The organism is Mesocryomonas lacus (genome assembly GCF_055730135.2).
The window spans coordinates 306,806-329,302 of sequence record NZ_JBUZWE020000005.1; the positions used below are offsets into that span (position 1 = coordinate 306,806).

The window sequence follows — 22,497 nt, forward strand, 5'->3', positions numbered from 1 at the left end:
CTAAGCCGAGGATGAGACTTTGCTGTGGCGGATCGGCTCAGGGCTGCCAGGCATCGTAGTCGCCGGTGACCCGCGGGCGCTCAGCGGTGTTCAGCAGCGAGCCCTTCGGCCGATAAGCAGCAGAGGTGCCGGTATGGTTCGGCTGGTGCGGCTTCTGCCAGGCGCGCGGCGTGTAGCTCTCCTGCGAGGGCGCAACGTCGACGCGATGGTGCATCCAGCCGTGCCAGCCAGGCCCGATCGCTGTCGCCTCCGCCGGACCGTTGTAGATCACCCAGCGGCGAACGCCGTCGGCAGACTGGTAGTAGACGTTGCCGGCCTCGTCCTCGCCCACCTTTTTGCCGAAGCGCCAGGTGTGAAAGCGCGTGCCGATCGTCTGGCTCTGCCACCAGGTAAAGATTTGAAGCAGCGTGCTCTTCATGGGATCGCGTCCATTGCCGACAGTGCGGCCGTTATGCTGCCGCGGAGGGGAAAAGTCTATATGGCTGGCCTCGGTTCGGACACCGCGGCAAAGCGTCTTATTCCAGTCCGAGCTTGTCCTTGACGATCTGGTTGACCGCCGTCGGATTGGCCTTGCCGCCCATGGCGCGCATGACCTGGCCGACGAACCAGCCCGCCAGCGTCGGCTTGGCCTGCGCCTGCGCGACCTTGTCCGGGTTTGCGGCGACGATCTCGTCGACCGCCTTCTCGATGGCGGAGGTGTCGGTCACTTGCCGCATGCCGCGCGATTCGACGATCTCGGCGGGGTCGCCGCCCTCGTTCCAGACGATCTCGAACAGGTCCTTGGCGATCTTGCCGGAGATCGTCTCGGCCCGGATCAGGTCGAGGATGCCGCCGAGCTGGTCGGCCGAAATGGGAGTCGATTCAATGTCCTTGCCGGACTTGTTCAACGCACCCAGGAGGTCGTTGATGACCCAGTTCGCCGCTTGCTTGGCGTCACGCCCCTTGGCGGCGGCCTCGAAATAGTCGGCGATCGCCTTCTCCGAGACGAGGATCGAGGCGTCGTAAACGGAGAGCCCGGCATCGGCGACGAGCCGCGCCTTCTTGTCGTCCGGCAGTTCCGGCAGATCCTTCGCCAGCGCGTCGACATAGGCTTGGTCGAACTCCAGCGGCAGCAGGTCCGGGTCGGGGAAGTAGCGGTAGTCGTGCGCGTCTTCCTTCGAGCGCATCGCCCGCGTCTCGCCCTTCACCGGGTCGAACAGACGCGTCTCCTGGTCAATCGTGCCGCCGTCCTCGATGATCTCGATCTGGCGCCGCGCCTCGGCCTCGATGGCCTGGCCAACGAAGCGGATGGAGTTGACGTTCTTGATCTCGCAGCGCGTTCCGAACTCGCCACCGGGACGGCGAACGGAAACGTTGACGTCGGCGCGCATCGAGCCTTCGTCCATGTTGCCGTCGCAGGTGCCGAGATAGCGCACGATGGTCCGCAGCTTGGTGAGATAGGCCTTGGCCTCGTCGGCCGAGCGCATGTCGGGCTTCGACACGATCTCCATCAGCGCGACGCCCGAGCGGTTGAGGTCGACATAGGACATCGACGGATGCTGGTCGTGCATCGACTTGCCGGCATCCTGCTCGAGGTGCAGGCGTTCAACGCCGATCTCGACGTCGTCGAACTCGCCCTTGTTGTTCGGGCCGACAGCGACCTGGACGACGCCCTCGCCGACGATCGGATCCTTGAACTGCGAGATCTGATAGCCTTGCGGCAGGTCGGGGTAGAAGTAGTTCTTCCGGTCGAAGACCGAGCGATGGTTGATCTTCGCCTTCAGGCCGAGACCGGTGCGGATCGCCTGGCGCACGCATTCCTCATTGATCACCGGCAGCATGCCGGGCATCGCCGCATCGACGAGGCTGACATTGTCGTTCGGGGCCGAGCCGAAGGTCGTCGAGGCGCCGGAGAACAGCTTGGCGTTGGACAGCACCTGCGCATGGACTTCGAGGCCGACGATGATCTCCCAATCGCCGGTGGCGCCGGCGATGAACTTCTTCGGATCAGGAATGCGGGTGTCGACGAGCATGGGGGCGAGCTTTCAAGAGGTCGGCAAGGCTTGGCAAAGCGCTAGAGCAAAGGCGTCGGGGGTTCAAGGAGGGGCTGCATCAGGCGGGGAAAAGGGCTATCCTTCTGGCTTAGACAGGCCTCCTTTGCACCCATATCGCCGATTGGAGACGAGATGACTTTCCAATCCAGGTTGATCGATCCGACAGGCGACGCCCCACCCAAGATGTCGGTCGAGGCATTTTTTCGCTGGGCGGAAACGCGTGACAGAAAATTTGAGCTCGTCAACGGAGTTCCGAGCTCGCAGCCATGGGTCAAGAGGAGCCATTCGCTGATTGCTGGCAATGTGTCGTTCGCGTTGCAGACGCAGCTGGATAGGGCCGTTTACGCTGTTCACCAGGGTGATTTCGCAGTCGCAACGGGACCGGAGATCATTCGGTATGCCGATGTGCTGGTCGAGCCGCTGGCGGACGCTCTGGATGGGCGACTGGCCGATGCTGCAGTCGTCCTCATCGAGATCCTTTCGCCCAGCACCGCGCATATCGACTTCGGTCCGAAAGCGCGGGAGTACATGGCCCTGCCTCTGTTGACGACTTATCTGATCATCGATCGGGAGAGGCGCTATGCGTGGCGCTGGAGCCGCGATGCCGAGGGCGATTGGCCAGGGTCGCCGGACCTGTTCGATGAGCCGGACGCGGCAGTCGCGATCCCCGGAATCGGCGCCGAACTGCGCTTCGAGGACATTTACCGAAACGTCCGATGAGCGCCGGATCTGACGTTCACACCCCCAGCCGCTCCTCTTCCGCAATAGCGGCGGCGACGAGTTGCTGCCAGAAGGCACCGTAGAGTTCGGGATCGAGGCCGTGCGAAACTGCTCGCTGGCGGGCATTGGCGACGACCTCGTCGACCCGCTCCGGCACGTTGGCGGGAATGCCGGCGCTGCGCTTCAGCTCGGCGGCACGGTGGATGTAGGTCATCCGCTCGGCGAAGCGCTCGAACAGTTCGGCGTCGAGGGAGTCGATCTCTGCACGAAGCTCGGCCATCGACTGGCACTGGGCAGGGGCGGTTCGGGGCGTCTGGCTCATAGGGCCTCCTAGTGGTCGCCGGAGATGCGATCGCTGAGGGCCAGCATCACGGCCGACACGACGAAGACGACATGGATTCCGACGAGCCAGGACATCTGGGTCGAATTGGTGGCTTCCCCGAGGGTCATGAAGGCCTTCAGCAGCTGCACCGCGGAGATCGCGACAATCGACCCGATCATCTTCTGCTTCAGACCGACGAAGTCGATCTTCGACATCCATTCCGGCCAGCCCGGATGCTCGGCCGGATCAATGCGTGAAACGAAGTTCTCGTAGCCGGAGAAGACGACGATAAGGACCAGGCTGCAGATCAGCGTCAGATCGACCAGCGTCAAGATCCCGATGATCATCTCGGTCTCCGTGGCCGAGAAGCTGTGGGTGACGAAGTGCACGAGCTCTATGACGAAATGCAGCAGCAGCACGAAAGCGGCGATCAGTAGGCCGACGTAGAAGGGCGCGAGAATCCAACGACTAAGGAAGATTCCGTGCTCGATCTTCTTCTCGATGGTGCGCCGGCGACCGCGATCCTCGGGCAAGCCTGCCGCCGCCGCCGGCGCGCTGTCGGGCGCGACAGCGCCCTCCGCCAGCGCGTTGTCGCCGATCACCTTCACCACCACTTTGCCGGCGTGAAACGACCCGCCGCCTGCTCGATGACCGAGGCCGTCGCAAACAGCGTCTCCTCGTCGAAAGGCCGGCCGATCAGCTGCAGCCCGAGCGGCGTGCCCTCGCTTGAGAGGCCGGCGGGAACCGCGATGGCCGGCAGGCCCGCCATGTTGACGGTGACGGTGAACACGTCGTTGAGGTACATCTTAACCGGGTCGGAAGCCATGTCCTCGTCGGCGATGCCAAAGGCGGCCGAGGGCGTCGCGGGCGCGAGGATGGCATCGATGCCGTCGGCATAGACGGTCTCGAAGTCGCGCTTGATCAGCGTCCTCACCTTCTGCGCCTGCAGGTAATAGGCGTCGTAATAGCCGGCTGAGAGCACGTAAGTGCCGATCATGATGCGGCGTTTGACCTCGCGGCCAAACCCTTCGGCGCGGGTATTTTCGTACATCTCGGTGATGTCTCGGCCGGGAACGCGCAGGCCGAAGCGCACGCCGTCATAGCGCGCGAGGTTGGACGAGGCTTCCGCCGGGGCGACGATGTAGTAGGCCGGCAGCGCGTACTTGGTGTGCGGCAGCGAGACGTCGACGATCTCGGCGCCGGCGTTGCGCAGGAAGGCGATGCCCTTCTGCCAGACCGCCTCGATCTCTTCCGGCATGCCTTCAACGCGGTATTCGCGGGGAATGCCGATCTTCAGCCCCTTGACCGAGCGACCGACGGCGGCCTCGTAGTTCGGCACCGGCCGGTCGACGGAGGTCGTGTCCTTGGGGTCGACGGAGGCCATGGACCGCAGCAGGATCGCCGCGTCACGGACGTCGCGGGCGATCGGACCGGCCTGGTCGAGCGAGGAGGCGAAGGCGACGGTGCCCCAGCGCGAGCAGCGGCCATAGGTCGGCTTGATGCCGACCGTGCCGGTGAAGGCGGCGGGCTGGCGGATGGAGCCGCCGGTGTCGGTCGCCGTCGCGCCCGCGCAAAGGTGCGCTGCCACCGCTGCCGCCGAACCGCCGGACGAGCCGCCGGGCACGAGGTCGAGGTTCGAGCCCTTGCGGCGCCATGGGTTGACGACAGCGCCGTAATGGCTGGTCTCGTTCGACGAGCCCATCGCGAACTCGTCCATGTTCAGCTTGCCAAGCATCACCGCCCCGTCGGCCCAGAGATTGGCCGTCACCGTCGATTCGTAGGGCGGCTTGAAGCCGTCGAGGATATGGCTTGCTGCCTGGGTATGGACGCCTTGCGTGGCGAAAAGGTCCTTGATGCCGAGCGGGATGCCCTCCAGCGCGCCGGCCTCGCCGCGCGCAATCCGCTCGTCGGACGCCTTGGCCATCGCGCGAGCCGGCTCCTCCGTGACCGCGACATAGGCGTTGATCGCACCGTTGGCAGCTTCGATCGCGCCGAGATAGGCCTCCGTCAGTTCGACAGCGCTCGCGGCCTTGCGGTGCAGCGCGTCGCGGGCTTCGGCGATGCTGAGGGCTGTAAGGTCGGTCATAAGGGGTCCGTTTCGTCGGATCTGAGGTCTGTCGGGATCGGATGATCGATTTCCGAGAGCGAATTCTGGTCTGTTTCAGTTGGCGGCGAGCGGCTTCTCGTAGAATACCGAAAAACCGCTGTCGGGATAATCGCCAAACGGGCCGCGGCGGCTGAAGCCGGCCCGCTCGTAGACGCGCCAGGCCGCGGGATGTCTGTCGCCGGTCTCGAGGACCAGCCGCGACAGCCCTTCGGCGCGGGCCATGGCCTCGATTTTCGCGATGATCCGTCCGGCAATGCCTTGACCCTGGAGGTCGGGGCGCACGTACATCCGCTTCACTTCGCCATCCCCGGCCCGGGGGCCGTCGACGCCGGCGATCCGCCGGAGAGCGCCACAGCCCACGGCTTCACCGTCGCGCCGCGCGATCCAGACGGTGGTCGCGGCATCCGCCATCTCCTCGACCGTCATGTGGTAGCAATGCTCGGGCGGCGACAGCTCGAGCAGCGCCGCGTTCAACGCCGCGATGAGGCGGCGGACATCATCCTGGAGCGGTGATTCCACGGCGATCTCGATGGCCACGCTCTGCTCCTACTCGACGACCTTCGGCACCATGAAGAAGTTCTCGTCGTGCGCCGGGGCATTCAGCATAATGTCGGCGACCTTGCCGCCATCGTCGATCACATCCTGGCGCTTGCGCATCTCCATCGGAATGACGGAAGTCATCGGCTCGACCCCGGACACGTCGACTTCGCCGAGCTGCTCGACGAAGCCCAGGATCGCGTTGAGCTCGCCTTGCATCGCGACGACGTCCTCCTCGCTGACGGCGATGCGCGCGAGACGCGCGACTCGGCGGACTGTGGCGGTGTCGACGGACATGGGATTCCCCGAAAATGCTGGAAACGACAGCGGCCGCCCGAGGCGACCGCGTGGTGACTGGCTATAGCGAGGCTGGTCGGGCGAGGCAAGAAACCCGCCTGCCCGACCGTTCGTGGTTAGACCTCGAAGGCTTCGCCGACGTTCGGCATGCGGATTCTGCGACCGTCGCCTTCCATCGCCTCGACGAACTTGTTCGCATCGGGATCCAGCGGCGGGAAGGTGCCGTAGTGGATGGGGACGATGGTATCGAAATCGAAGTAGCGGCGACAGGCGAGTGCCGCGACGGCGCCGCCCATGGTGAAGCGATCGCCGATGGGAACGAGGCCGATCTTCGGATGGTGCAGCTCTTCGATCAGCGCCATGTCGCCGAAGATGTCGGTGTCGCCCATGTGGTAGACCGTCGGGCCGTCGTTGAAGTGGAAGACGAGGCCGTTCGGCATGCCGAGGTAGGTCACGGTGCCGTCGTCCTCGAGAAGGCCGGACGAGTGGAAAGCCTGAGTGAAGGTGACAGAAAAGTCGTCGAACTTCAGCGTTCCGCCGGTGTTGGACGGCTCGATGTTGGCGACGCCCTTCTTGTTCAGCCACAGGCACAGCTCATAGGTCGCGGCGACCTTGGCATTGTTCTGCTGGGCGAGGCCGACGGTGTCGCCGACATGGTCGGCATGACCATGGCTGAGGACGATGTGCGTCACGCCTTTTGCCGCTTCGCCGATGTCGCCCTTGAAGTGCGTGTTTCCGGTCAGGAACGGGTCGATGAGGATGACCGACGCCCCGGTTTCGATCCGGAAGGCCGAATGGCCGAAATAGGTGATCTTCATGGAAATCCTTGCTTCTCAGACGGCTATGGTGCGGCGGGGACTATCACCCGGTCCATCTCGCCGGTAAGTGACCGGTTCTGGAGCGGCGTCAAGACCGGTCGGAGGCTCGGCGCAAAGCCATGCCCGTCATCGGAGAAGTCGTATGAGCATCGTCGATATCACCGCCCTGAAAGCGATGCTGCCGGCTGGCACGGTCGTCGCCGGCCTGGATCTCGGCACCAAGACGATCGGCGTGGCGATCTCCGATCTCGGGCTGCGGTTTGCGACCCCGCGAAAGGTCATTCGCCGCAACAAGAAGTTCGCCGCCGACGCGGAGGCTTTGCTGCAGATGCTGCAGCTGGAGCGCTGCGGCGGAATCGTCATCGGGCTGCCGCTGAACATGGATGGTTCCGAAGGGCCGCGTGCCCAGTCGACCCGGGCGTTCGTGCGCAACCTCCTGCGCGTGGACACGCGGCCGATCGCCTTCTGGGACGAACGCTTGTCGACGGTCGCGGCCGAGCGGAGCCTGATCGACGCCGACGTCTCGCGCAAACAACGGGCGGAGCGGATCGACTCAGCGGCGGCCGCCTTCATTCTTCAGGGCGCGTTGGACAGGCTTTCCCGGCCCGACATGACCGGCTGAACCCGGCCTTGCCGCCAGCGCCGATATCGTCTCACCAGCATACGGCGCCGGGCCACGGCGAGGACCGCGCCAACGATCAGCGCGTCGACGAGAATGCCCTTGGCCAGCATCGGCAAGAACAGCTCGGGCTCGACGCCGACGACATCAGACAGGGCCGACAGCAGCCAATGGTGGAAGGCGCGGGAGAAGATGCCCGGCCCTATGTCGAGCATGGCTAGGTAGTGCCAGATCCAGAAGCCGGCGACCGGACAGACCCAGCCGAGGGCCAGCTTCCGGATCAACGGCGGCGGTCCTCGTGTTCCCCAGCCGGCTTAGCATAAAGACGAGTCTGCTGCGCCATGGCGGCGGCGATGACGGCAATCCCGGCGCGAAACTCCGCCTCGTCGTCCGGGGCCTCGTCGGTGATGAAATGGTCAAATGTCAGAAATGCGACCGTCGCCGCCAGCGCGACCCAGAAGCCGAGAGATGCGCCGAGTGGCGCCGTGGCATCCAGGCCGGGGGCCGACGCCAGCAGCGCCAGAACGCCAAGTCCGGCCATTCCGAGACGTTCCCCGGTCAGCCGTCGGTCGATCCTTTCCTCGATGAGGAAATGGAGGCCCGACGCGAGCAGCGCTCCGGCCAGCAGCATGAGAAAGGTCGGCAGCTCAATGCGCGTGAGGACGGCCGTCGCCTCGACGACGGGACGGGACGGCCGCAGGATGTCGCCCAGTCCGGACGCGCGCTGGAAAAGCTCGACCGCCAGGAAGCCGATCCAGGCGCCGAAGGCGAGGGTTGTGGGAAGACGTCGCATGAGGCCATCATTATGGTTAGCGGATCGTTAAGCGATCTTCCGCTTTCGCGCAGTCGAGGGCAACGGCATTCGCCGAAGAGGCTTAACCGGCCGGCTTGGCCCGGGCCGAAGCCCGGCAAGATCGGTGAACTCCGGCGTTCCGGTGGCGGCATCGCTTGCCGCCTTCCCCGCTTTTCCCTATAGCCCGCACCTGACATGAGCGCGCCCTTCACTCCTCCCGTCTTTCCCCATCGCCATCTCCTCGGCATGGCGAATCTGTTGCCGCACGAGATCGAGCAATTGCTCGATCTCGCCGAAGCCGAAGTCGAGGTGGGGCGACGACAAGACAAGAAGAAAGGGGTGCTGAAGGGCCGCACCCAGATCAACCTGTTCTTCGAGGCGTCGACCCGAACCCAGGCCTCGTTCGAGCTGGCCGGCAAGCGGCTCGGCGCCGACGTCATGAACATGTCGGTGTCGAACTCTTCGGTAAAGAAGGGCGAGACGCTCGTCGATACCGCGATGACGCTGAACGCCATGCATCCCGACATCCTGGTGGTGCGCCACCACGCCGCCGGTGCCGTGGCGCTTCTGGCACAGAAGGTCGGCTGCTCGGTGGTCAATGCCGGAGACGGCGCCCACGAGCACCCGACGCAGGCACTCCTCGACGCGCTGACGATCCGCCGCCACAAGGGCAAGATCGCCCGGCTGACGGTGGCGATCTGCGGCGATGTGTTGCACAGCCGGGTCGCCCGCTCCAACATCCTCCTTCTCAACGCGCTCGGCGCTCGCGTGCGTGTGGTCGCCCCCTCGACGCTGCTGCCGGCGGGCATCGCCAACATGGGCGTCGAGATCTTCCACGACATGCGCGAGGGTCTGCGGGACGCCGACGTGGTGATGATGCTGCGGCTGCAGCGCGAGCGGATGGCGGGATCCTTCGTGCCGTCGGTCCGCGAATACTTCCACTATTTCGGCCTCGACGCGGAGAAGCTCGCTTACGCCAAGCCCGACGCGCTGGTCATGCATCCCGGCCCGATGAACCGCGGCGTCGAGATCGCCTCCGAGGTTGCCGACGGGCCCCAGAGCGTGATCGAGGAGCAGGTGGAGATGGGGGTCGCGGTGAGGATGGCAGTCATCCAGGCGCTGCTGCCGATGGCCGGGAGCAACACATGAGCCCCTCGCCTCTCGTCTATCAGAACATCCGCATCGTTGATCCCGCACGTCAGCTGGATAGCGTCGGGACGTTGATCATCGAAAACGGCCGCATCAGCGCCGCCGGACCGGATTCGCTCGGCCAGGGCGTGCCGGATGGCGCCGAGGTGGTCGACGGCTCGCGCCTCGTCGCGCTGCCCGGACTGATCGACGCGCAGGTCTTCATCGGCGAGCCCGGCGGCGAGCACCGGGAGACGATCCGCTCCGTGAGCCGGGCCGCCGCCGCCGGCGGCGTCACCTCGATCCTCACCATGCCCGACACCGATCCGGTGGTGGATCATGTGGCGCTGGCGGAATTCGTCATGCGCACCGCCCGCGAGACTGCCGACATCAACGTCTTTCCTGCCGCCGCCCTCACCCGTGGACTGGCCGGCGCCGAGATGACCGAGATCGGGCTGCTCGGCGAATCCGGCGTGCGGGCCTTCACCGAGGGCCGCAAGACGATCCGCAATCCCGCTCTGCTGCGTCGGATCATGACCTATGCCCGCGACTTCGACGCGCTGGTGATGCACGAGACGCAGGATGCCGACCTGACGGGCGCCGGCGTGATGACCGAGGGCCTCGTCGCCTCCTGGCTCGGCCTCTCCGGCGCGCCGCGCGAGGCGGAAATCATCCCGCTGGAGCGCGACCTTCGTCTGGCCGAGCTGACGGGATGCCGCTACCACGCCTCGAAGCTCTCGGTCTCGACCTCGGCCGAGGTGATGCGCGCCGCAAGACGGCGCGGCGCGCACGCCACCGCCGGCGTCTCCATCAACCATCTCTCGCTGAACGAGAACGATGTCGGCGAATACCGCACCTATTTCCGCCTCTCGCCGCCGCTGCGGACCGAGGACGACCGACTCTCGATGGTGGCGGCCCTCGCCGACGGCACGATCGATATCATCGTCTCCTCACACGATCCGCATGACGAAGACGGCAAGCGCCATCCCTTCGCCGAGGCCGACGTCGGCGCGATCGGGCTGGAGACCTTGCTGCCGGCGGCGATGCGCCTCGTCCACTCCGGCGAAGTGTCGCTGATGCGGATCGTCGAGGCGCTGACGCTGGCGCCCGCGCAGCTCCTGAAGCTTGAGCGCGGCTCGCTGCGACCGGGCAGCGTCGCCGATGTCGCGATCGTCGATCTCGACGCGCCCTTCATCTATTCCAAGGCCGATATCCGCTCGAAATCGAAGAACACGGCCTTCGAGAACGCCCGCTTCCAGGGCAAGGTCTTGCGCACCATCGTCGCAGGCCGCACGGTGTACGAACGCGGCGACGACAGGGGCTAGCATGCTGCAGGATTCCGCCAGCGCCACCGTGATCGCCGGGCTGTTCATCCTCGGCTATTTCTGCGGCACCATTCCGTTCGGCCTGATCCTGACGCGTCTTTTCGGGCTCGGCGACCTCAGGGCCATCGGCTCCGGCAATATCGGCGCGACCAATGCCCTGCGCACCGGCAACAAGCTGCTGGCGGCTCTGACCCTCGCCGGCGATCTCCTGAAAGGCACGGTCCCGGTCCTCATCGGCTGGCACTTCGGCGAACTGGCGGCGGCCGCGGCAGGCGTCGGGGCGTTTCTCGGGCACCTCTTTCCGGTCTGGCTCCGCTTCAAGGGCGGCAAGGGCGTCGCGACCTATATCGGCGTCCTCCTCGGTTTCGCGCCGGTGGGCGTCCTGATCTTTGCCGCCGTGTGGATCGCGACGGCTGCGGCCTTTCGCTTCTCCTCGCTCGCAGCTCTGGCCGCGACGCTCGTCGTGCCGATCGGCTATGCCCTTCTTGGCAATAAGACGGCCGCCATCCTCTCCGCTGTCCTCACCGTGATCGTCTACCTCAAGCACCGGCCGAATATCGAGCGGCTGATCGCTGGCACGGAAGGCCGGATTGGCGGCAAGGGGTGAGCGGCGCGGATGCCCCGTCCGGCATCCGGTTGACTCCCGCCCAGCGGCTGGCCTGGCTGCGGCTGATCCGCAGCGAAAACGTCGGTCCGGTGACCTTTAGGACGCTGATCAACCGCTTCGGCGGCGCCGACGCTGCGCTTGAGGCGCTGCCGGATCTCGCCAGACGCGGCGGCTCGGAGCGTTCCCTCAGAATCGCAGGGATCGCCGAGGTCGAGGCGGAAATGGCGCAGGCCGACCGGCTCGGTGCGCGCTTCGTCTGCCTCGGCGAGCCCGACTATCCCGCACTGCTGCGCGCCGCGGACGGCGCACCGCCGGTCATCGCCGTCATGGGCAAGGCCGAGCCGCTGAACCGCCCGAGCGTCGCCATTGTCGGGGCCCGCAACGCGTCCCTTGCCGGCATCAAGTTTGCCCAGCACATCGCCGCGGAACTTGGCCGTGCGGGCTTTGTCGTCGTCTCCGGGGTCGCCCGCGGCATCGATACGGCAGCGCACGAGGCGAGCCTCGACAGCGGCACGGTCGGCGTCTTCGCCGGTGGGCTGGACCGACCCTATCCCAAGGAGAACCGCCCCTTGATGCGGCGCATCGTCGATTCCGGCGGCTGCCTCGTGTCGGAGATGCCTTTCGGCTGGGAGCCGCGCGTGGCCGACTTTCCCCGTCGCAACCGCATCGTCGCGGGCCTCGCGCATGGCCTTCTCGTCGTGGAGGCCGCGACGCGCTCCGGCTCGCTGATCAGCGCAAGGCTCGCCGCCGAGATGGGCCGTATCGTGTTCGCCGTTCCGGGCTCGCCGCTCGACCCGCGGGCTGCCGGCACCAACCAGCTGCTGAAGGATGGCAGCCTGCTCGTGACGACCGCATCCGACATCATCGACGCTTTGCGGCCCTTCGACGAGCGGATACGAAAGGGCGGTGCGGACCTCATCGAGGAGGAGATAAGCGAGATGGCAGCGGACGTGCCGAGCGAAACCGACCGGGCCCGTATCGTCGAGTCCCTGGGAATGACGCCGATCGCGATCGACGACATCATCGCCCATACCGGCGCGTCGCCGGGCGTGGTGCAACTGACCCTGCTGGAACTCGACCTTGCGGGCCGACTGGAGCGTCACTCCGACGGAAGGGTGTCGCTGGCGGGATGAGTGCCGGCCTTCGTCAGACGATCGATCGCCTCGGCCCGGGCCAGTTCGAGAAGGTAGGCGAGAAACGGGCCGCCTTCCCGCCCGGACACAACTTTTAATTGAGACAGCATATCGCTGACGTAGCGAAGGTTTCCGCCGGGTAGACGTTGTTGCGGTGGTTCATCCATCGGCTTGTCGAAACTCACAGGCCATTAAGGGCGAGATGGCAGCAATATAGCACTTATCGGTTGCCATGATTTCTATAAAACCATCTTAGGTTGCAATAGCGTTCCCGTCCACCCCCTCACCGGGGCTTGACCGCTCGTTCTTCGCTGTCCATGTGTGCGGAGATGGTTCGGCTCTGAAGCGACGCACAACCCTTCCGAGCACCCCCCACTGACATCGAGAATCTAGGACCGGCAGCACATGGATTTGGTCATCGTCGAGTCGCCGGCAAAAGCGAAGACGATCAACAAGTATCTCGGCTCGAACTTCAAGGTTCTGGCCTCCTACGGCCATGTCCGGGACTTGCCCGCCAAGGACGGCTCCGTGCTCCCCGATGACGACTTCTCGATGAGCTGGGAGATCGGCAAGTCGTCGGGACCGCGCCTCACCGAGATCACCCAGGCGATGAAGACCGCCGACCGCCTGATTCTCGCGACCGATCCGGATCGCGAGGGCGAGGCGATCTCCTGGCATGTGCTGGAAGTCCTGAAGGCCAAGAAGGTCATCGGCACGAAGCCGGTCAGCCGCGTCGTCTTCAACGCCATCACCAAGAAATCCGTTCTCGACGCGATGGCCAATCCGCGCGAGATCGACGTGCCGCTGGTCGACGCCTATCTCGCCCGCCGCGCCCTCGACTATCTCGTCGGCTTCACGCTCTCGCCGGTCCTGTGGCGCAAGCTGCCCGGCGCCCGTTCGGCTGGCCGCGTGCAGTCGGTGGCGCTACGCCTCGTCAGCGACCGCGAGAGCGAGATCGAACGCTTCAAGCCGGAGGAATACTGGAACATCGGTGCTCGGCTCGCGACACCGCGCGGCGACGAGTTCACCGCCCGCCTGACCGGCTTCGAGGGCGACAGACTGCAGCGCCTGTCGGTCAACAATGGCGAGCGCGCCGGTCGCATCCGCGACATGCTGGACGGCGCAAGCTTCAAGGTCGGCTCGGTCGAGGCCAAGCCTACCAAGCGCAATCCGGGTCCCCCCTTCACCACCTCGACCTTGCAGCAGGCGGCCTCGGCCAAGCTCGGCTTCTCCGCCTCGCGCACCATGCAGATCGCCCAGAAGCTCTACGAGGGCATGGAGATCGGCGGCGAGACGGTCGGTCTCATCACCTATATGCGAACCGACGGCGTGCAGATCGCCCCCGAGGCGATCGACGAGGCCCGCAAGGCCGTCGGGGAAACCTTCGGCCCCAAATACGTGCCGGAGAAGCCGCGCATCTACACGTCGAAGGCGAAGAACGCCCAGGAGGCGCACGAGGCGATCCGACCGACCTCCTTCTTCCGCCTGCCCAAGGATGTCGAGCAGTATCTCGACCGTGACCAGGCGCGGCTCTACGACCTCATCTGGAAGCGCACCATCGCCAGCCAGATGGCCTCCGCCGAGATCGAGCGCACCACCGTCGAAATCGCCGCCACCCGCGGCGCCGAAGCGGCGACCCTTCGCGCGACGGGTTCCGTTGTGCGGTTCGACGGCTTCCTCGGCGCCTATGTCGAGCACAGCGACGACAGCGCGCCTGCCGGCAGCGACGATGAGGATGAATCGGCGCGCCTGCCGCGCATCGTGGCGAACGAGAAGGCCGACAAGCGCGAGATCCTGTCCTCGCAGCACTTCACCGAGCCGCCGCCGCGCTACTCCGAGGCCTCGCTGATCAAGAAGATGGAAGAGCTCGGCATCGGCCGTCCTTCGACCTATGCCGCGACCCTGCAGACCTTGCAGGACCGCGAATACATCATCAACGAGAACCGCAAGCTGATCCCGGACTCCAAGGGGCGGCTGGTCACGGCCTTCCTGCACAACTTCTTCGAGAAGTACGTCGAGTACGACTTCACCGCCGACCTCGAGCAGCAGCTGGATCGGATCTCTTCCGGCGAGCTCGCCTGGAAGGACGTGCTGCGCGAATTCTGGAAGGACTTTTCCGCGCAGGTCGACGGCACCAAGGAACTGCGGGTCACCGACGTCCTCGATGCGCTGAACATTGAACTCGCACCGCTCGCTTTCCCGCCGAAGGAAGACGGCACCGATCCGCGCGCCTGTCCGCGCTGCGGCAACGGCCAGCTCAGCCTGAAGCTCGGCAAGTTCGGCGCCTTCGTCGGCTGCTCCAACTATCCCGATTGCGGCTTCACCCGGCAGCTCGGCAGCAACCTGTCGGCGGAAGCCGCGGATGGCGGTTCGGACGAGCCGCGCGAACTCGGCGTAGACCCCGATACCAGCGAGCCGGTGACCCTGCGCTCGGGCCGTTTCGGCCCCTATGTTCAGCGCGGCGAAGGCAAGGAAGCCAAGCGCTCCTCCTTGCCGAAGGGGTGGATGCCCGCCGAGATGGACTTCGACAAGGCGCTGCAGCTGCTCAGCCTGCCGCGTGAGGTGGGCCTGCACCCGGAAAGCGGCAAGCCGATCCTCGCCGGCCTCGGCCGCTACGGTCCGTTCCTCCAGCATGATGGTGCCTACGCCAATCTCGAGACCATCGAGGACGTCTTCACCGTCGGCATCAACCGCGCGGTGACGGTGATCGCGGAGAAGAAGGATCGCTTCAGTGCAAGGGCGAAGCCTGCGGCCCTGGCGACGCTCGGCGAGCATCCCGACCTCGGCGGTGAGATCACCGTGCGCGAAGGCCGCTTCGGCCCCTACGTCAATGCCGGCAAGGTCAATGCGACCCTGCCGAAAGGCAAGGACCCCACCAGCGTGACGCTGGAGGAGGCAATTGTCCTTCTGAACGAGCGGGCCGAAAAGACCGGCAAGGCGCCGAAGAAGAAGGCCCCTGCCAAGAAGGCCGCCGGCGCGAAGGCTGACGGCACCAAGGCGAAGGCTGCCACGACCAAGGCGGCCGGGACGAAAACCGCGGCGGCAAAGAAGCCCGCCGCCAAGAAGCCTGCGGCCGAGGGCGCAGCCAAGACCAGCGCGCGTGCCAAGCCCAAGCCCAAGGCGGAGGTCGCAGCCGCGCCGCCGGTGAAGGCGGCGCCGACGATGACGCTGATCAAGGCGCCCAAGGCCGCTAAGCCGGCAGCGGAATAGACGAAATGGCCAAGCGCGACAAACCCTTCGACATCCGGACGGTGCTGACGCGCGAGGCGGTGCTGCGCTTCGTCGCCGAGAACCCGGATCAAGCCGGCAAGCGCGAGCTCGCCAAGGCCTTCGGGGTGAAGGGCGACGACCGCATCCTCCTGAAGGACATCATCGCCGACCTGCAGGCCGATGGCCTGCTCGCGGGCGGTCGCAAGCAGTTCTCGAGGCCCGGCGCCCTCCCCGACATCACAGTCCTCGAAATTCGCCGACGCGACGATGAGGGCGGACTGCTCGCCGAGCCGCTCGGCTGGGACGTGACGGCCAACGGCCCTCGCCCCGTCTTTGTCGTTCGGCAGAAGCGCGAGGGACCCGTCGCCGGCATCGGCGACCAGATCCTGTCGAAACTCGACCGCAGCGACCCGGAAGAACAGACCGCCTCGGTCATCCGCGTGCTTGAGCGCAAAAAGACCATCGCGCTCGGCGTCTTCCGCGAGGTCCCCGGCGGCGGTGGCCGGATCGAGCCGGTCGAGCGCCGGCAGCTCGAATACATCATCGGCCCCGACCAGACGAACGGTGCCAAGGACGGCGACCTCGTCGAGGTCGAGCCGTCCGAGCGGTCGCGCGCCGGCCTGCCGGTCGGCCGGGTCACCGAGATCATCGGCTCGCTGACCAGCGAAAAGGCGATTTCGACCATCGCGCTCCACGTCCACGGCATCCCGCATGTCTTTCCGAAGCCGGTGATCGCCGAGGCTGAAGAAGCGCCCTCGACGGTGCCGCTGACCGACCGCGAGGATTGGCGGCAGCTGGCGCTGGTGACCATCGACCCCGCCGACGCCAAGGACCACGACGATGCCGTCCATGCGCGGCCTGATGACGATCCGGCCAATCCCGGCGGCATGGTGCTGACCGTCGCCATCGCCGACGTCTCCTGGTACGTCCAGCCCGGCTCTAAGCTCGACGCCGAGGCGCGGCTGCGTGGCAACTCTGTCTACTTCCCCGACCGCGTCGTGCCGATGCTGCCGGAGCGCATCTCCAACGATCTCTGCTCGCTGAAGCCGGACGTCGATCGCCCGGCCATCGCCGTGCGGATGACGATCGACGCCTCGGGCGAAAAGATCCGCCACTCCTTCCACCGCATCCTGATGCGCAGCCACGCCAAGCTCGCCTATGCCGTCGCGCAGAAGGCGGTGGACGGCGAGACGACGACGGTCGAGCCCGTCATCCTCGACACCGTGCTCCGGCCGCTCTGGGAAGCCTATGCACTGCTGAAGACGGCGCGCGAGAAGCGCCAGCCGCTCGATCTCGACCTGCCGGAAAAGAAGATCATCCTCGGCGCCGATGGCCGGGTGGCGACGGTGATGATCCCCGAGCGCCTCGACGCGCACCGGCTGATCGAGGAGTTCATGATCCTCGCCAATGTCGCTGCGGCCGAGACGCTGGAATCAAAGCGCCAGGTGCTGATCTACCGCGCGCACGACACACCCTCGCTCGCCAAGCTCGAATCGCTGCGTGACTTCCTGCGCACGCTCGACATCAGCCTCGCCAAGTCCGGCACGCTGCGGCCCTTCCACTTCAACGGCATCCTCCACGAGGTGAAGGGCACCGAGCACGAAAGTCTCGTCAACGAGGTGGTGCTGCGCTCCCAGAGCCAAGCCGCTTATTCGCCTGAGAATATCGGCCATTTCGGGCTGAACCTCATGCGCTACGCGCATTTCACCTCGCCGATCCGGCGCTATGCGGACCTCATCGTCCACCGTGCGCTGGTCACGGCGCTTGGCCTTGGCGAAGGCGGCCTCGGCCGCGAGGAATCGCTGGAGCTCGACAAGGTCGCGGAGGAAATCTCTCGCGCGGAGCGGCGCGCCATGTCGGCCGAGCGCGATACTGTGGACCGGTTGATTGCCCATCATCTGGCGGACCGGATCGGCGAAGGTTTCGACGGCCGCATCACCGGGGTGACCAAGGCCGGCCTGTTCGTCCAGCTGCCTGCCTTCGGCGCCGATGGCTTCGTGCCGATCTCGACGCTCGGCAACGAGTATTTCAACTATGACGAGGTCAGCCATTCGCTGGTCGGCAGCCGCTCCGGCGCCGGCTATCGGCTCGGCGACACCGTCGAGGTCCGGCTGGCCGAAGCGGTGCCGCTGGCGGGCTCGATGCGGTTCGAGATGCTGAGCGAGCCGCGGCCCTTGCCGGGCTCTACGGCCTCGTTCCATAAGGGACGGCCTCGGGCCTCTGGCCGCCCGGGTCGGTCGGACAGAAACGTCGCGGGCCGAAGGAACAAGCGATGACCGACGGCGCCTCACCGGCCACCGGCATGCCGGATATCAGCGACCGCATGCTGTGGCGTTCGATCGGACGCGGTTTTCTCTGCCGCTGCCCGAAATGCGGGACGGGAAAACTGTTCGACGGTTACCTCAAAAGCGTCGACCATTGCGCTGTTTGCCATGAGGAATTTACCCATCACCGCGCCGATGACCTGCCGCCCTACTTGACGGTTTTCGTCGTCGGACATCTGGTGATCGCGCTGTTCATGGCGGCCGAGCAGATGGCTGATCTGTCGCTCATTGCCCACCTCGCGATCTGGATCCCGATCACGCTGGTCCTCTGCCTTGCCCTTCTTCGCCCGTTCAAGGGGGCGACGATCGGGCTGCAATGGGCGATGCGCATGCATGGTTTCGGCGAATCGCCCGATGGCGCCGACCACTAGGTCTGCTGCGGTGTCCTCGTATACGGATCGTTTGACGCCTGCGAACCCCGGCTCGCGGTTGCCGCTGCGGCCACGCGATGCCGGCACGCTTCTCATCATCGACGAGAGCTTTGGCATGCCGCGTCTCCTGATGGGCCGTCGCGCCGCGCGGCTCGCCTTCCTGCCCGGCCAGTACGTGTTTCCAGGCGGCCGGGTGGAGATCGGCGATTTCCGCTCGTCCGGACGCATGCCGCTCCCTGAAACGACACGCGAACGTCTGATGGCCGCGACCGCATCCGGCTTCACCGAGCGGCGAGCTATCGCCATCGCGCGCGCCGCCGTCCGCGAGACGTTCGAGGAAGTCGGGGTCCGCGTCGGCAGCTCTGTCGATGGCGACGTGGCGCCTGATGTTTCCGGTCTGGCGCCGGTGGCCCGAGCTATAACGCCGCCCGGTCACATCCGCCGTTTCGACACGCGCTTCTTCTGCGTGTCGGCCGACAGCGTCGTTGCGCCGCAATCCTTTGTTATGCGCGCCGATGACGAGTTCGATCATGTCGACTGGTTTCCCCTCGACAGGCTCGACACGCTTGATCTTCCCGGCATAACCCGGCACGTCCTCGCCGATATCGATATCAGGCTGCGCGACGGCAGCTGGCGTGATACCAGCCGGGCGATGCCCTTCTATCGGACGCGCCATGGCCGTCCCGTTCGAGAGATGATCTGACTCCCATGGACAACGGACACAAAACGAGCCTCTCGGAGGACATCGAGACCGAGCTCGAGGCCGTCGACTGGGTGGCTGCCGGTGCGGCCATCGCCTCGATCAGCGCGGTCGGCATCGCGCTGGGACTTGGTCTGCCGCTGCTCAGCGTAATCCTGCAGCAGCGCGGCATCTCGGCGACGATGATCGGCGCCAACACCGCCGTCGCGGGCATCGCCTCGCTCGCCGCCGCCCCGCTGATCACGCCCATCGCCCGGCGCCTCGGCGTTCGGATGACCATGGCGCTGTCGATCGTCGCGGCCTCCGCCTCGGCTTTCGCCTTCTACCTCCTGACCGATTTCTGGATGTGGTTCCCGCTGCGGCTGGTGTTCCACTTTGCCATCACCGCTCTGTTCATCCTCTCCGAGTTCTGGATCAGCGCGGCCGCGCCCTCTGAGAAACGCGGCCTGATGCTTGGCATCTACGCGACCTTCCTGTCGCTTGGCTTTGCCTTCGGTCCTTGGCTGTTCTCGCAGATCGGCTCGACCGGAATATTGCCCTTCGCGATCGCCGCCGGCGTGATTCTCGCCGCGCTTCTGCCGCTGGCGCTCGCCTGGAACCGCCAACCGCAGATCGGCGGACACCGTCCCGGCGCCTTCTGGCGTTATCTCTACGCCGTGCCGACGGCGACGGGCGCGGTGCTGATCTTCGGCGCCGTCGAGGCCGGCGGCTTCGCGCTGTTTCCGATCTACGGGCAGATGATGAACTTCACCGAGGCGAGCGCTGCCCAGCTGCTGACCGCGATCGGTCTCGGCAACGTGCTCCTGCAGATCCCGATCGGCCTGTTCAGCGACCGGGTGAAGGACCGCCGTTCGCTGCTCCTGTTCTTCGCGACCGTGGGCCTTGTCGGCTCGCTCTGCCTTCCCCTTCTGATCAACAGCTGGTGGATGATGGCGAGCGTCCTGTTCCTGTGGGGCGGCGTGGTAGCGGGGCTATACACGGTCGGCCTCGCGCATCTCGGCTCGGAGCTCAAAGGCTCGGAGCTCGCTTCGGCGAATGCCGCCTTCATCTTCTGCTATTCCGCCGGCATGCTGATCGGACCGCAGACGATCGGCAGCTCGCTCGATCTCTTCGGCCCGTCCGGATTTGCCTGGGCGCTGGCGTTCTTCTTCGCCGCCTATGTCATCCTGACCTTGGCACGACTGGTGCTGCACCGGAAGCAGTCTTGACTTCGCGCGCGGCTCGGCTAGTGTTCGCGCGAAATAGTGGGTCGGTGCGGACATTCGTCTGATCGGCCTTGGAGACAGGCTGCCGCGCTCTTGGAGGCACGTCTGCTTCCGGATCGGGTTCCCGGTCAAACCCGACATTGCCGCAAGCCTCATGCACGGTCCCCGACCGGCCGGGACCTGCTAGACCTCCTTCTGAAGACAATGGAATACGGATATGGCGAAGGCGACCACCATCAAGATCAAGCTGCTCAGCACCGCTGACACCGGCTCGTTCTACGTGACCACGAAGAACAGCCGCACGATGACTGACAAGATGACGAAGACGAAGTACGACCCGATCGTGCGCAAGCACGTCGAGTTCAAGGAGACCAAGATCAAGTAAGCCATTGGCTTTATTGATCGGTCACTGAAAACGCCGCTCCTTTCGGGGCGGCGTTTTGCGTTGGGGGGCTGAAACGGTTGCTGGCAACTGCCGCCGGATCGGCCGTTCGCAGAGCCAGATGCAAGGTAGTCCGATTTTAGCGCTTACGTCAGGGTTGAAGTCACTGCGCCGCAGTGGCGAAGGAAGACGCGGCTATTCCCTGGGATGTCGGCGCGGGCATGCTGGAAGGCGGATCTGGGTTGCCCGAAGACGGAAGCGGATCGGTCGGCTTCCGGCGGCGGTGCGAGGACACCGCCATGGGCCGTGCAAGCCGACCGACCCCCCGATGGAGCCCAGAGGTTGTGACGAAGCTGAGCCGGCCAAGGGAGAATCAGCCGTGCCGGCAAGGGCCGGCGACGTTTCTTCCGATTAGGAAGGTCACGCGATTCGGAGCGGAAAGCAACCAGTCGGCGAGGGTCGGATCAACAGCCGGTTGACAATCGTCGCTCTTCTTCGGTGCCAAGGCTGATCACCCGGTTGCGGCCGTCGCGCTTGGCCGCGTAGAGGCCGAGATCGGCCCGTTGCAGGAGGCTCTGCCGATCGTCGCTCGCCTGGTCGAGAACCGAGATCCCGATGCTGACGGTGACCGTGATCTTCTCCTGCGAGATCTCGAAAGAATGCCCGGCGACCAGTTCCCGCAGCCTCTCGGCGATGGTGAAGGCCACCCGCACGTCGGCTTCCGGCATCACCACGACAAATTCCTCGCCGCCGAAACGGCAGGCGAGATCGCTGGCGCGCAGGCTCTCCTTCAGGCGCGCAGCGAACTGCCGCAGGACGGCATCGCCGGCGTCATGCCCCCAGCCATCATTGATGCGCTTGAAATGGTCGATGTCGGCGATCAGCACCGCGAGCGGCTTGCCATCGGCGCGGGCCCGCGCAATGGCGCTCGGAACATAGGTCTCGAAGAAGCGACGGTTGTTGAGGCCGGTCAGCGGGTCGATGGCCGCCATCTCGATCGTCGCCTTCAGCGTCTGCCGCAGACCTTCGTCGTAGCGCCGCCGCTTGATCTGCGTGCGGACGCGGGCGGAAAGCTCGTTCCGGTCGATCGGCCGGACCAGATAGTCGTTCGCGCCGAGCTCAAGCGCCTTGGCGGTCCTTGCCTCGTCGGCCGGATCGGTGAGAAGCAGGATCGGGATCTGGCGAAGGTGATCGCTCGACCGGATCTGCGAACAAAGCCGCAGGGGATCGTAGCCGACCGCCGAGAGGCTGATGATGAAGATGTCGTAGCTGCCGGTCGCCTCTTCCTTGAGGACCGTCGACGGATCGGCAACCCCGACCACCTCGTGGTCGCTGCGTAGGTATTTCCGGACGCGGCCCGCTGTGCCGTCGCTTTCGCCGAACACCAGCACCCGCCCCCCGGATCCGCCATTGGCGATCCGCGCCAGGATGTCCGTTCCGGCCATCAGGTCGACCGTGGTCTCCGCTCGCGCCCGCAGCTCGTCGGTCAAGAGCTTCAGCCGGGTGAGACTGCGCACGCGGCTGAACAGCTGGAGATCGCGGACTGGCTTGGTCAGGAAGTCGTCCGCGCCGGCCTCGAGCCCCTTCAAACGGTCGCTCGCCTCGTCGAGCGCGGTGATCATCACGATCGGCAGGTGCTGCGTGCGGAAATTCAGCCGCAGAGCGCGGCAGACGGCATAGCCATCCATGTCCGGCATCATAACATCGAGGAGGACCAGGTCGATGGTCTCGCGGGCGCAGATCGCCAGGGCCTCGGCACCACTGGACGCGGTGATCACCTCGAAATACTCGGCGTGAAGCCGCGCCTCCAGCAGCCGAAGGTTCACCTCGATGTCATCGACGACCAGGATTCGCGCGGTCATGGTT

The 22,497-nt window shown here is 65.7% G+C and carries 24 protein-coding genes; 12 read left to right on the forward strand and 12 right to left on the reverse strand.

All coding sequences use genetic code 11. From position 1 onward, the window contains the following. Nucleotides 1-37: 37 nt before the first annotated feature. Entirely contained in the window at nt 38-418 is a 381-nt protein-coding gene (locus tag ACZLZY_RS10505; protein ID WP_472933491.1) for an NADH:ubiquinone oxidoreductase subunit NDUFA12, read from the reverse strand. A gap of 97 nt (nt 419-515) precedes the next feature. Continuing rightward, nucleotides 516-2,012, reverse strand: coding sequence for an Asp-tRNA(Asn)/Glu-tRNA(Gln) amidotransferase subunit GatB (gene gatB / locus ACZLZY_RS10510; protein ID WP_472933492.1), 1,497 nt, complete (start codon nt 2,010-2,012; stop codon nt 516-518). Nucleotides 2,013-2,165: 153 nt separating this feature from the next. Here gatB and ACZLZY_RS10515 point away from each other — a divergent pair, with 153 nt between their 5' ends. After that, nucleotides 2,166-2,753, forward strand: a complete 588-nt coding sequence (locus tag ACZLZY_RS10515; RefSeq protein ID WP_472933493.1) for a Uma2 family endonuclease — start codon at nt 2,166-2,168, stop codon at nt 2,751-2,753. Nucleotides 2,754-2,769: 16 nt separating this feature from the next. Here the strand turns inward: ACZLZY_RS10515 and ACZLZY_RS10520 are convergent, their stop codons facing one another. The 6 genes from ACZLZY_RS10520 to ACZLZY_RS10545 form a co-directional block, all read right to left on the reverse strand. Beyond that, nucleotides 2,770-3,075 (reverse strand): chorismate mutase, encoded by a 306-nt coding sequence (locus ACZLZY_RS10520; protein WP_472933494.1) that lies wholly within the window; start codon nt 3,073-3,075, stop codon nt 2,770-2,772. 8 nt (nt 3,076-3,083) lie between these two features. Next, complete coding sequence (locus ACZLZY_RS10525; protein ID WP_472933567.1) at nt 3,084-3,608, reverse strand: TIGR00645 family protein; 525 nt, start codon at nt 3,606-3,608, stop codon at nt 3,084-3,086. A gap of 71 nt (nt 3,609-3,679) precedes the next feature. After that, nucleotides 3,680-5,161 (reverse strand): Asp-tRNA(Asn)/Glu-tRNA(Gln) amidotransferase subunit GatA, encoded by a 1,482-nt coding sequence (gene gatA / locus ACZLZY_RS10530; RefSeq protein ID WP_472933495.1) that lies wholly within the window; start codon nt 5,159-5,161, stop codon nt 3,680-3,682. A 75-nt stretch (nt 5,162-5,236) separates the two neighbouring features. Continuing rightward, entirely contained in the window at nt 5,237-5,719 is a 483-nt protein-coding gene (locus ACZLZY_RS10535) for a GNAT family N-acetyltransferase (protein WP_472933496.1), read from the reverse strand. A 9-nt stretch (nt 5,720-5,728) separates the two neighbouring features. After that, nucleotides 5,729-6,016, reverse strand: coding sequence for an Asp-tRNA(Asn)/Glu-tRNA(Gln) amidotransferase subunit GatC (gene gatC / locus ACZLZY_RS10540; RefSeq protein ID WP_472933497.1), 288 nt, complete (start codon nt 6,014-6,016; stop codon nt 5,729-5,731). A 116-nt stretch (nt 6,017-6,132) separates the two neighbouring features. Continuing rightward, nucleotides 6,133-6,834 carry a metal-dependent hydrolase gene (locus tag ACZLZY_RS10545; protein WP_472933498.1) on the reverse strand — a complete coding sequence of 234 codons (702 nt, stop codon included), beginning with the start codon at nt 6,832-6,834 and terminating at the stop codon, nt 6,133-6,135. A gap of 142 nt (nt 6,835-6,976) precedes the next feature. Here ACZLZY_RS10545 and ruvX point away from each other — a divergent pair, with 142 nt between their 5' ends. Continuing rightward, on the forward strand, nt 6,977-7,456 hold the full coding sequence (ruvX, locus tag ACZLZY_RS10550; protein ID WP_472933499.1) for a Holliday junction resolvase RuvX: 480 nt from the start codon (nt 6,977-6,979) through the stop codon (nt 7,454-7,456). Here the strand turns inward: ruvX and ACZLZY_RS10555 are convergent. Together ACZLZY_RS10555 and ACZLZY_RS10560 are read right to left on the reverse strand one after the other, a co-directional pair. Further along, nucleotides 7,411-7,737, reverse strand: coding sequence for a DUF6105 family protein (locus tag ACZLZY_RS10555; protein ID WP_472933500.1), 327 nt, complete (start codon nt 7,735-7,737; stop codon nt 7,411-7,413). The genes ruvX and ACZLZY_RS10555 overlap by 46 nt on opposite strands. Beyond that, entirely contained in the window at nt 7,734-8,246 is a 513-nt protein-coding gene (locus tag ACZLZY_RS10560) for a hypothetical protein (RefSeq protein WP_472933501.1), read from the reverse strand. The genes ACZLZY_RS10555 and ACZLZY_RS10560 overlap by 4 nt, the downstream gene beginning before the upstream one ends. Before the next feature lie 195 nt (nt 8,247-8,441). On the opposite strand from ACZLZY_RS10560, the gene ACZLZY_RS10565 reads away from it, so the two are divergent. From ACZLZY_RS10565 to dprA, 4 genes are read left to right on the forward strand one after another with little or no spacing between them, the layout of a single operon-like run. After that, a complete protein-coding gene (locus ACZLZY_RS10565) occupies nt 8,442-9,395 on the forward strand; it encodes an aspartate carbamoyltransferase catalytic subunit (RefSeq protein ID WP_472933502.1) in 954 nt (317 codons plus the stop codon). After that, the gene (locus ACZLZY_RS10570; RefSeq protein ID WP_472933503.1) at nt 9,392-10,699 is read left to right on the forward strand and encodes a dihydroorotase; all 1,308 of its coding nucleotides are present in this window, start codon (nt 9,392-9,394) and stop codon (nt 10,697-10,699) included. Before ACZLZY_RS10565 ends, ACZLZY_RS10570 begins: the two co-directional genes overlap by 4 nt. Before the next feature lies 1 nt (nt 10,700). Continuing rightward, a complete protein-coding gene (plsY, locus tag ACZLZY_RS10575; protein ID WP_472933504.1) occupies nt 10,701-11,306 on the forward strand; it encodes a glycerol-3-phosphate 1-O-acyltransferase PlsY in 606 nt (201 codons plus the stop codon). After that, nucleotides 11,303-12,439 (forward strand): DNA-processing protein DprA, encoded by a 1,137-nt coding sequence (gene dprA, locus ACZLZY_RS10580; RefSeq protein WP_472933505.1) that lies wholly within the window; start codon nt 11,303-11,305, stop codon nt 12,437-12,439. The genes plsY and dprA overlap by 4 nt, the downstream gene beginning before the upstream one ends. Here dprA and ACZLZY_RS10585 read toward each other — a convergent pair. Continuing rightward, nucleotides 12,406-12,606 (reverse strand): hypothetical protein, encoded by a 201-nt coding sequence (locus tag ACZLZY_RS10585; protein WP_472933506.1) that lies wholly within the window; start codon nt 12,604-12,606, stop codon nt 12,406-12,408. The genes dprA and ACZLZY_RS10585 overlap by 34 nt on opposite strands. A gap of 238 nt (nt 12,607-12,844) precedes the next feature. On the opposite strand from ACZLZY_RS10585, the gene topA reads away from it, so the two are divergent. The 6 genes from topA (at nt 12,845) to rpmG (ending at nt 20,634) form a co-directional block, all read left to right on the forward strand. Continuing rightward, on the forward strand, nt 12,845-15,649 hold the full coding sequence (gene topA, locus ACZLZY_RS10590) for a type I DNA topoisomerase (RefSeq protein ID WP_472933507.1): 2,805 nt from the start codon (nt 12,845-12,847) through the stop codon (nt 15,647-15,649). Between the two features lie 5 nt (nt 15,650-15,654). Further along, a complete protein-coding gene (gene rnr / locus ACZLZY_RS10595; RefSeq protein ID WP_472933508.1) occupies nt 15,655-17,925 on the forward strand; it encodes a ribonuclease R in 2,271 nt (756 codons plus the stop codon). Further along, nucleotides 17,922-18,344 (forward strand): DUF983 domain-containing protein, encoded by a 423-nt coding sequence (locus ACZLZY_RS10600; RefSeq protein WP_472933509.1) that lies wholly within the window; start codon nt 17,922-17,924, stop codon nt 18,342-18,344. Before rnr ends, ACZLZY_RS10600 begins: the two co-directional genes overlap by 4 nt. A gap of 31 nt (nt 18,345-18,375) precedes the next feature. Next, on the forward strand, nt 18,376-19,047 hold the full coding sequence (locus ACZLZY_RS10605; RefSeq protein WP_472933510.1) for an NUDIX domain-containing protein: 672 nt from the start codon (nt 18,376-18,378) through the stop codon (nt 19,045-19,047). A gap of 5 nt (nt 19,048-19,052) precedes the next feature. Continuing rightward, entirely contained in the window at nt 19,053-20,252 is a 1,200-nt protein-coding gene (locus ACZLZY_RS10610; RefSeq protein ID WP_472933511.1) for an MFS transporter, read from the forward strand. A gap of 214 nt (nt 20,253-20,466) precedes the next feature. Further along, a complete protein-coding gene (gene rpmG, locus ACZLZY_RS10615) occupies nt 20,467-20,634 on the forward strand; it encodes a 50S ribosomal protein L33 (RefSeq protein ID WP_472933512.1) in 168 nt (55 codons plus the stop codon). A gap of 461 nt (nt 20,635-21,095) precedes the next feature. On the opposite strand, the gene ACZLZY_RS10620 is transcribed toward rpmG, so the two are convergent. After that, nucleotides 21,096-22,493 carry a PleD family two-component system response regulator gene (locus tag ACZLZY_RS10620; protein WP_472933513.1) on the reverse strand — a complete coding sequence of 466 codons (1,398 nt, stop codon included), beginning with the start codon at nt 22,491-22,493 and terminating at the stop codon, nt 21,096-21,098. Nucleotides 22,494-22,497: the final 4 nt, after the last annotated feature.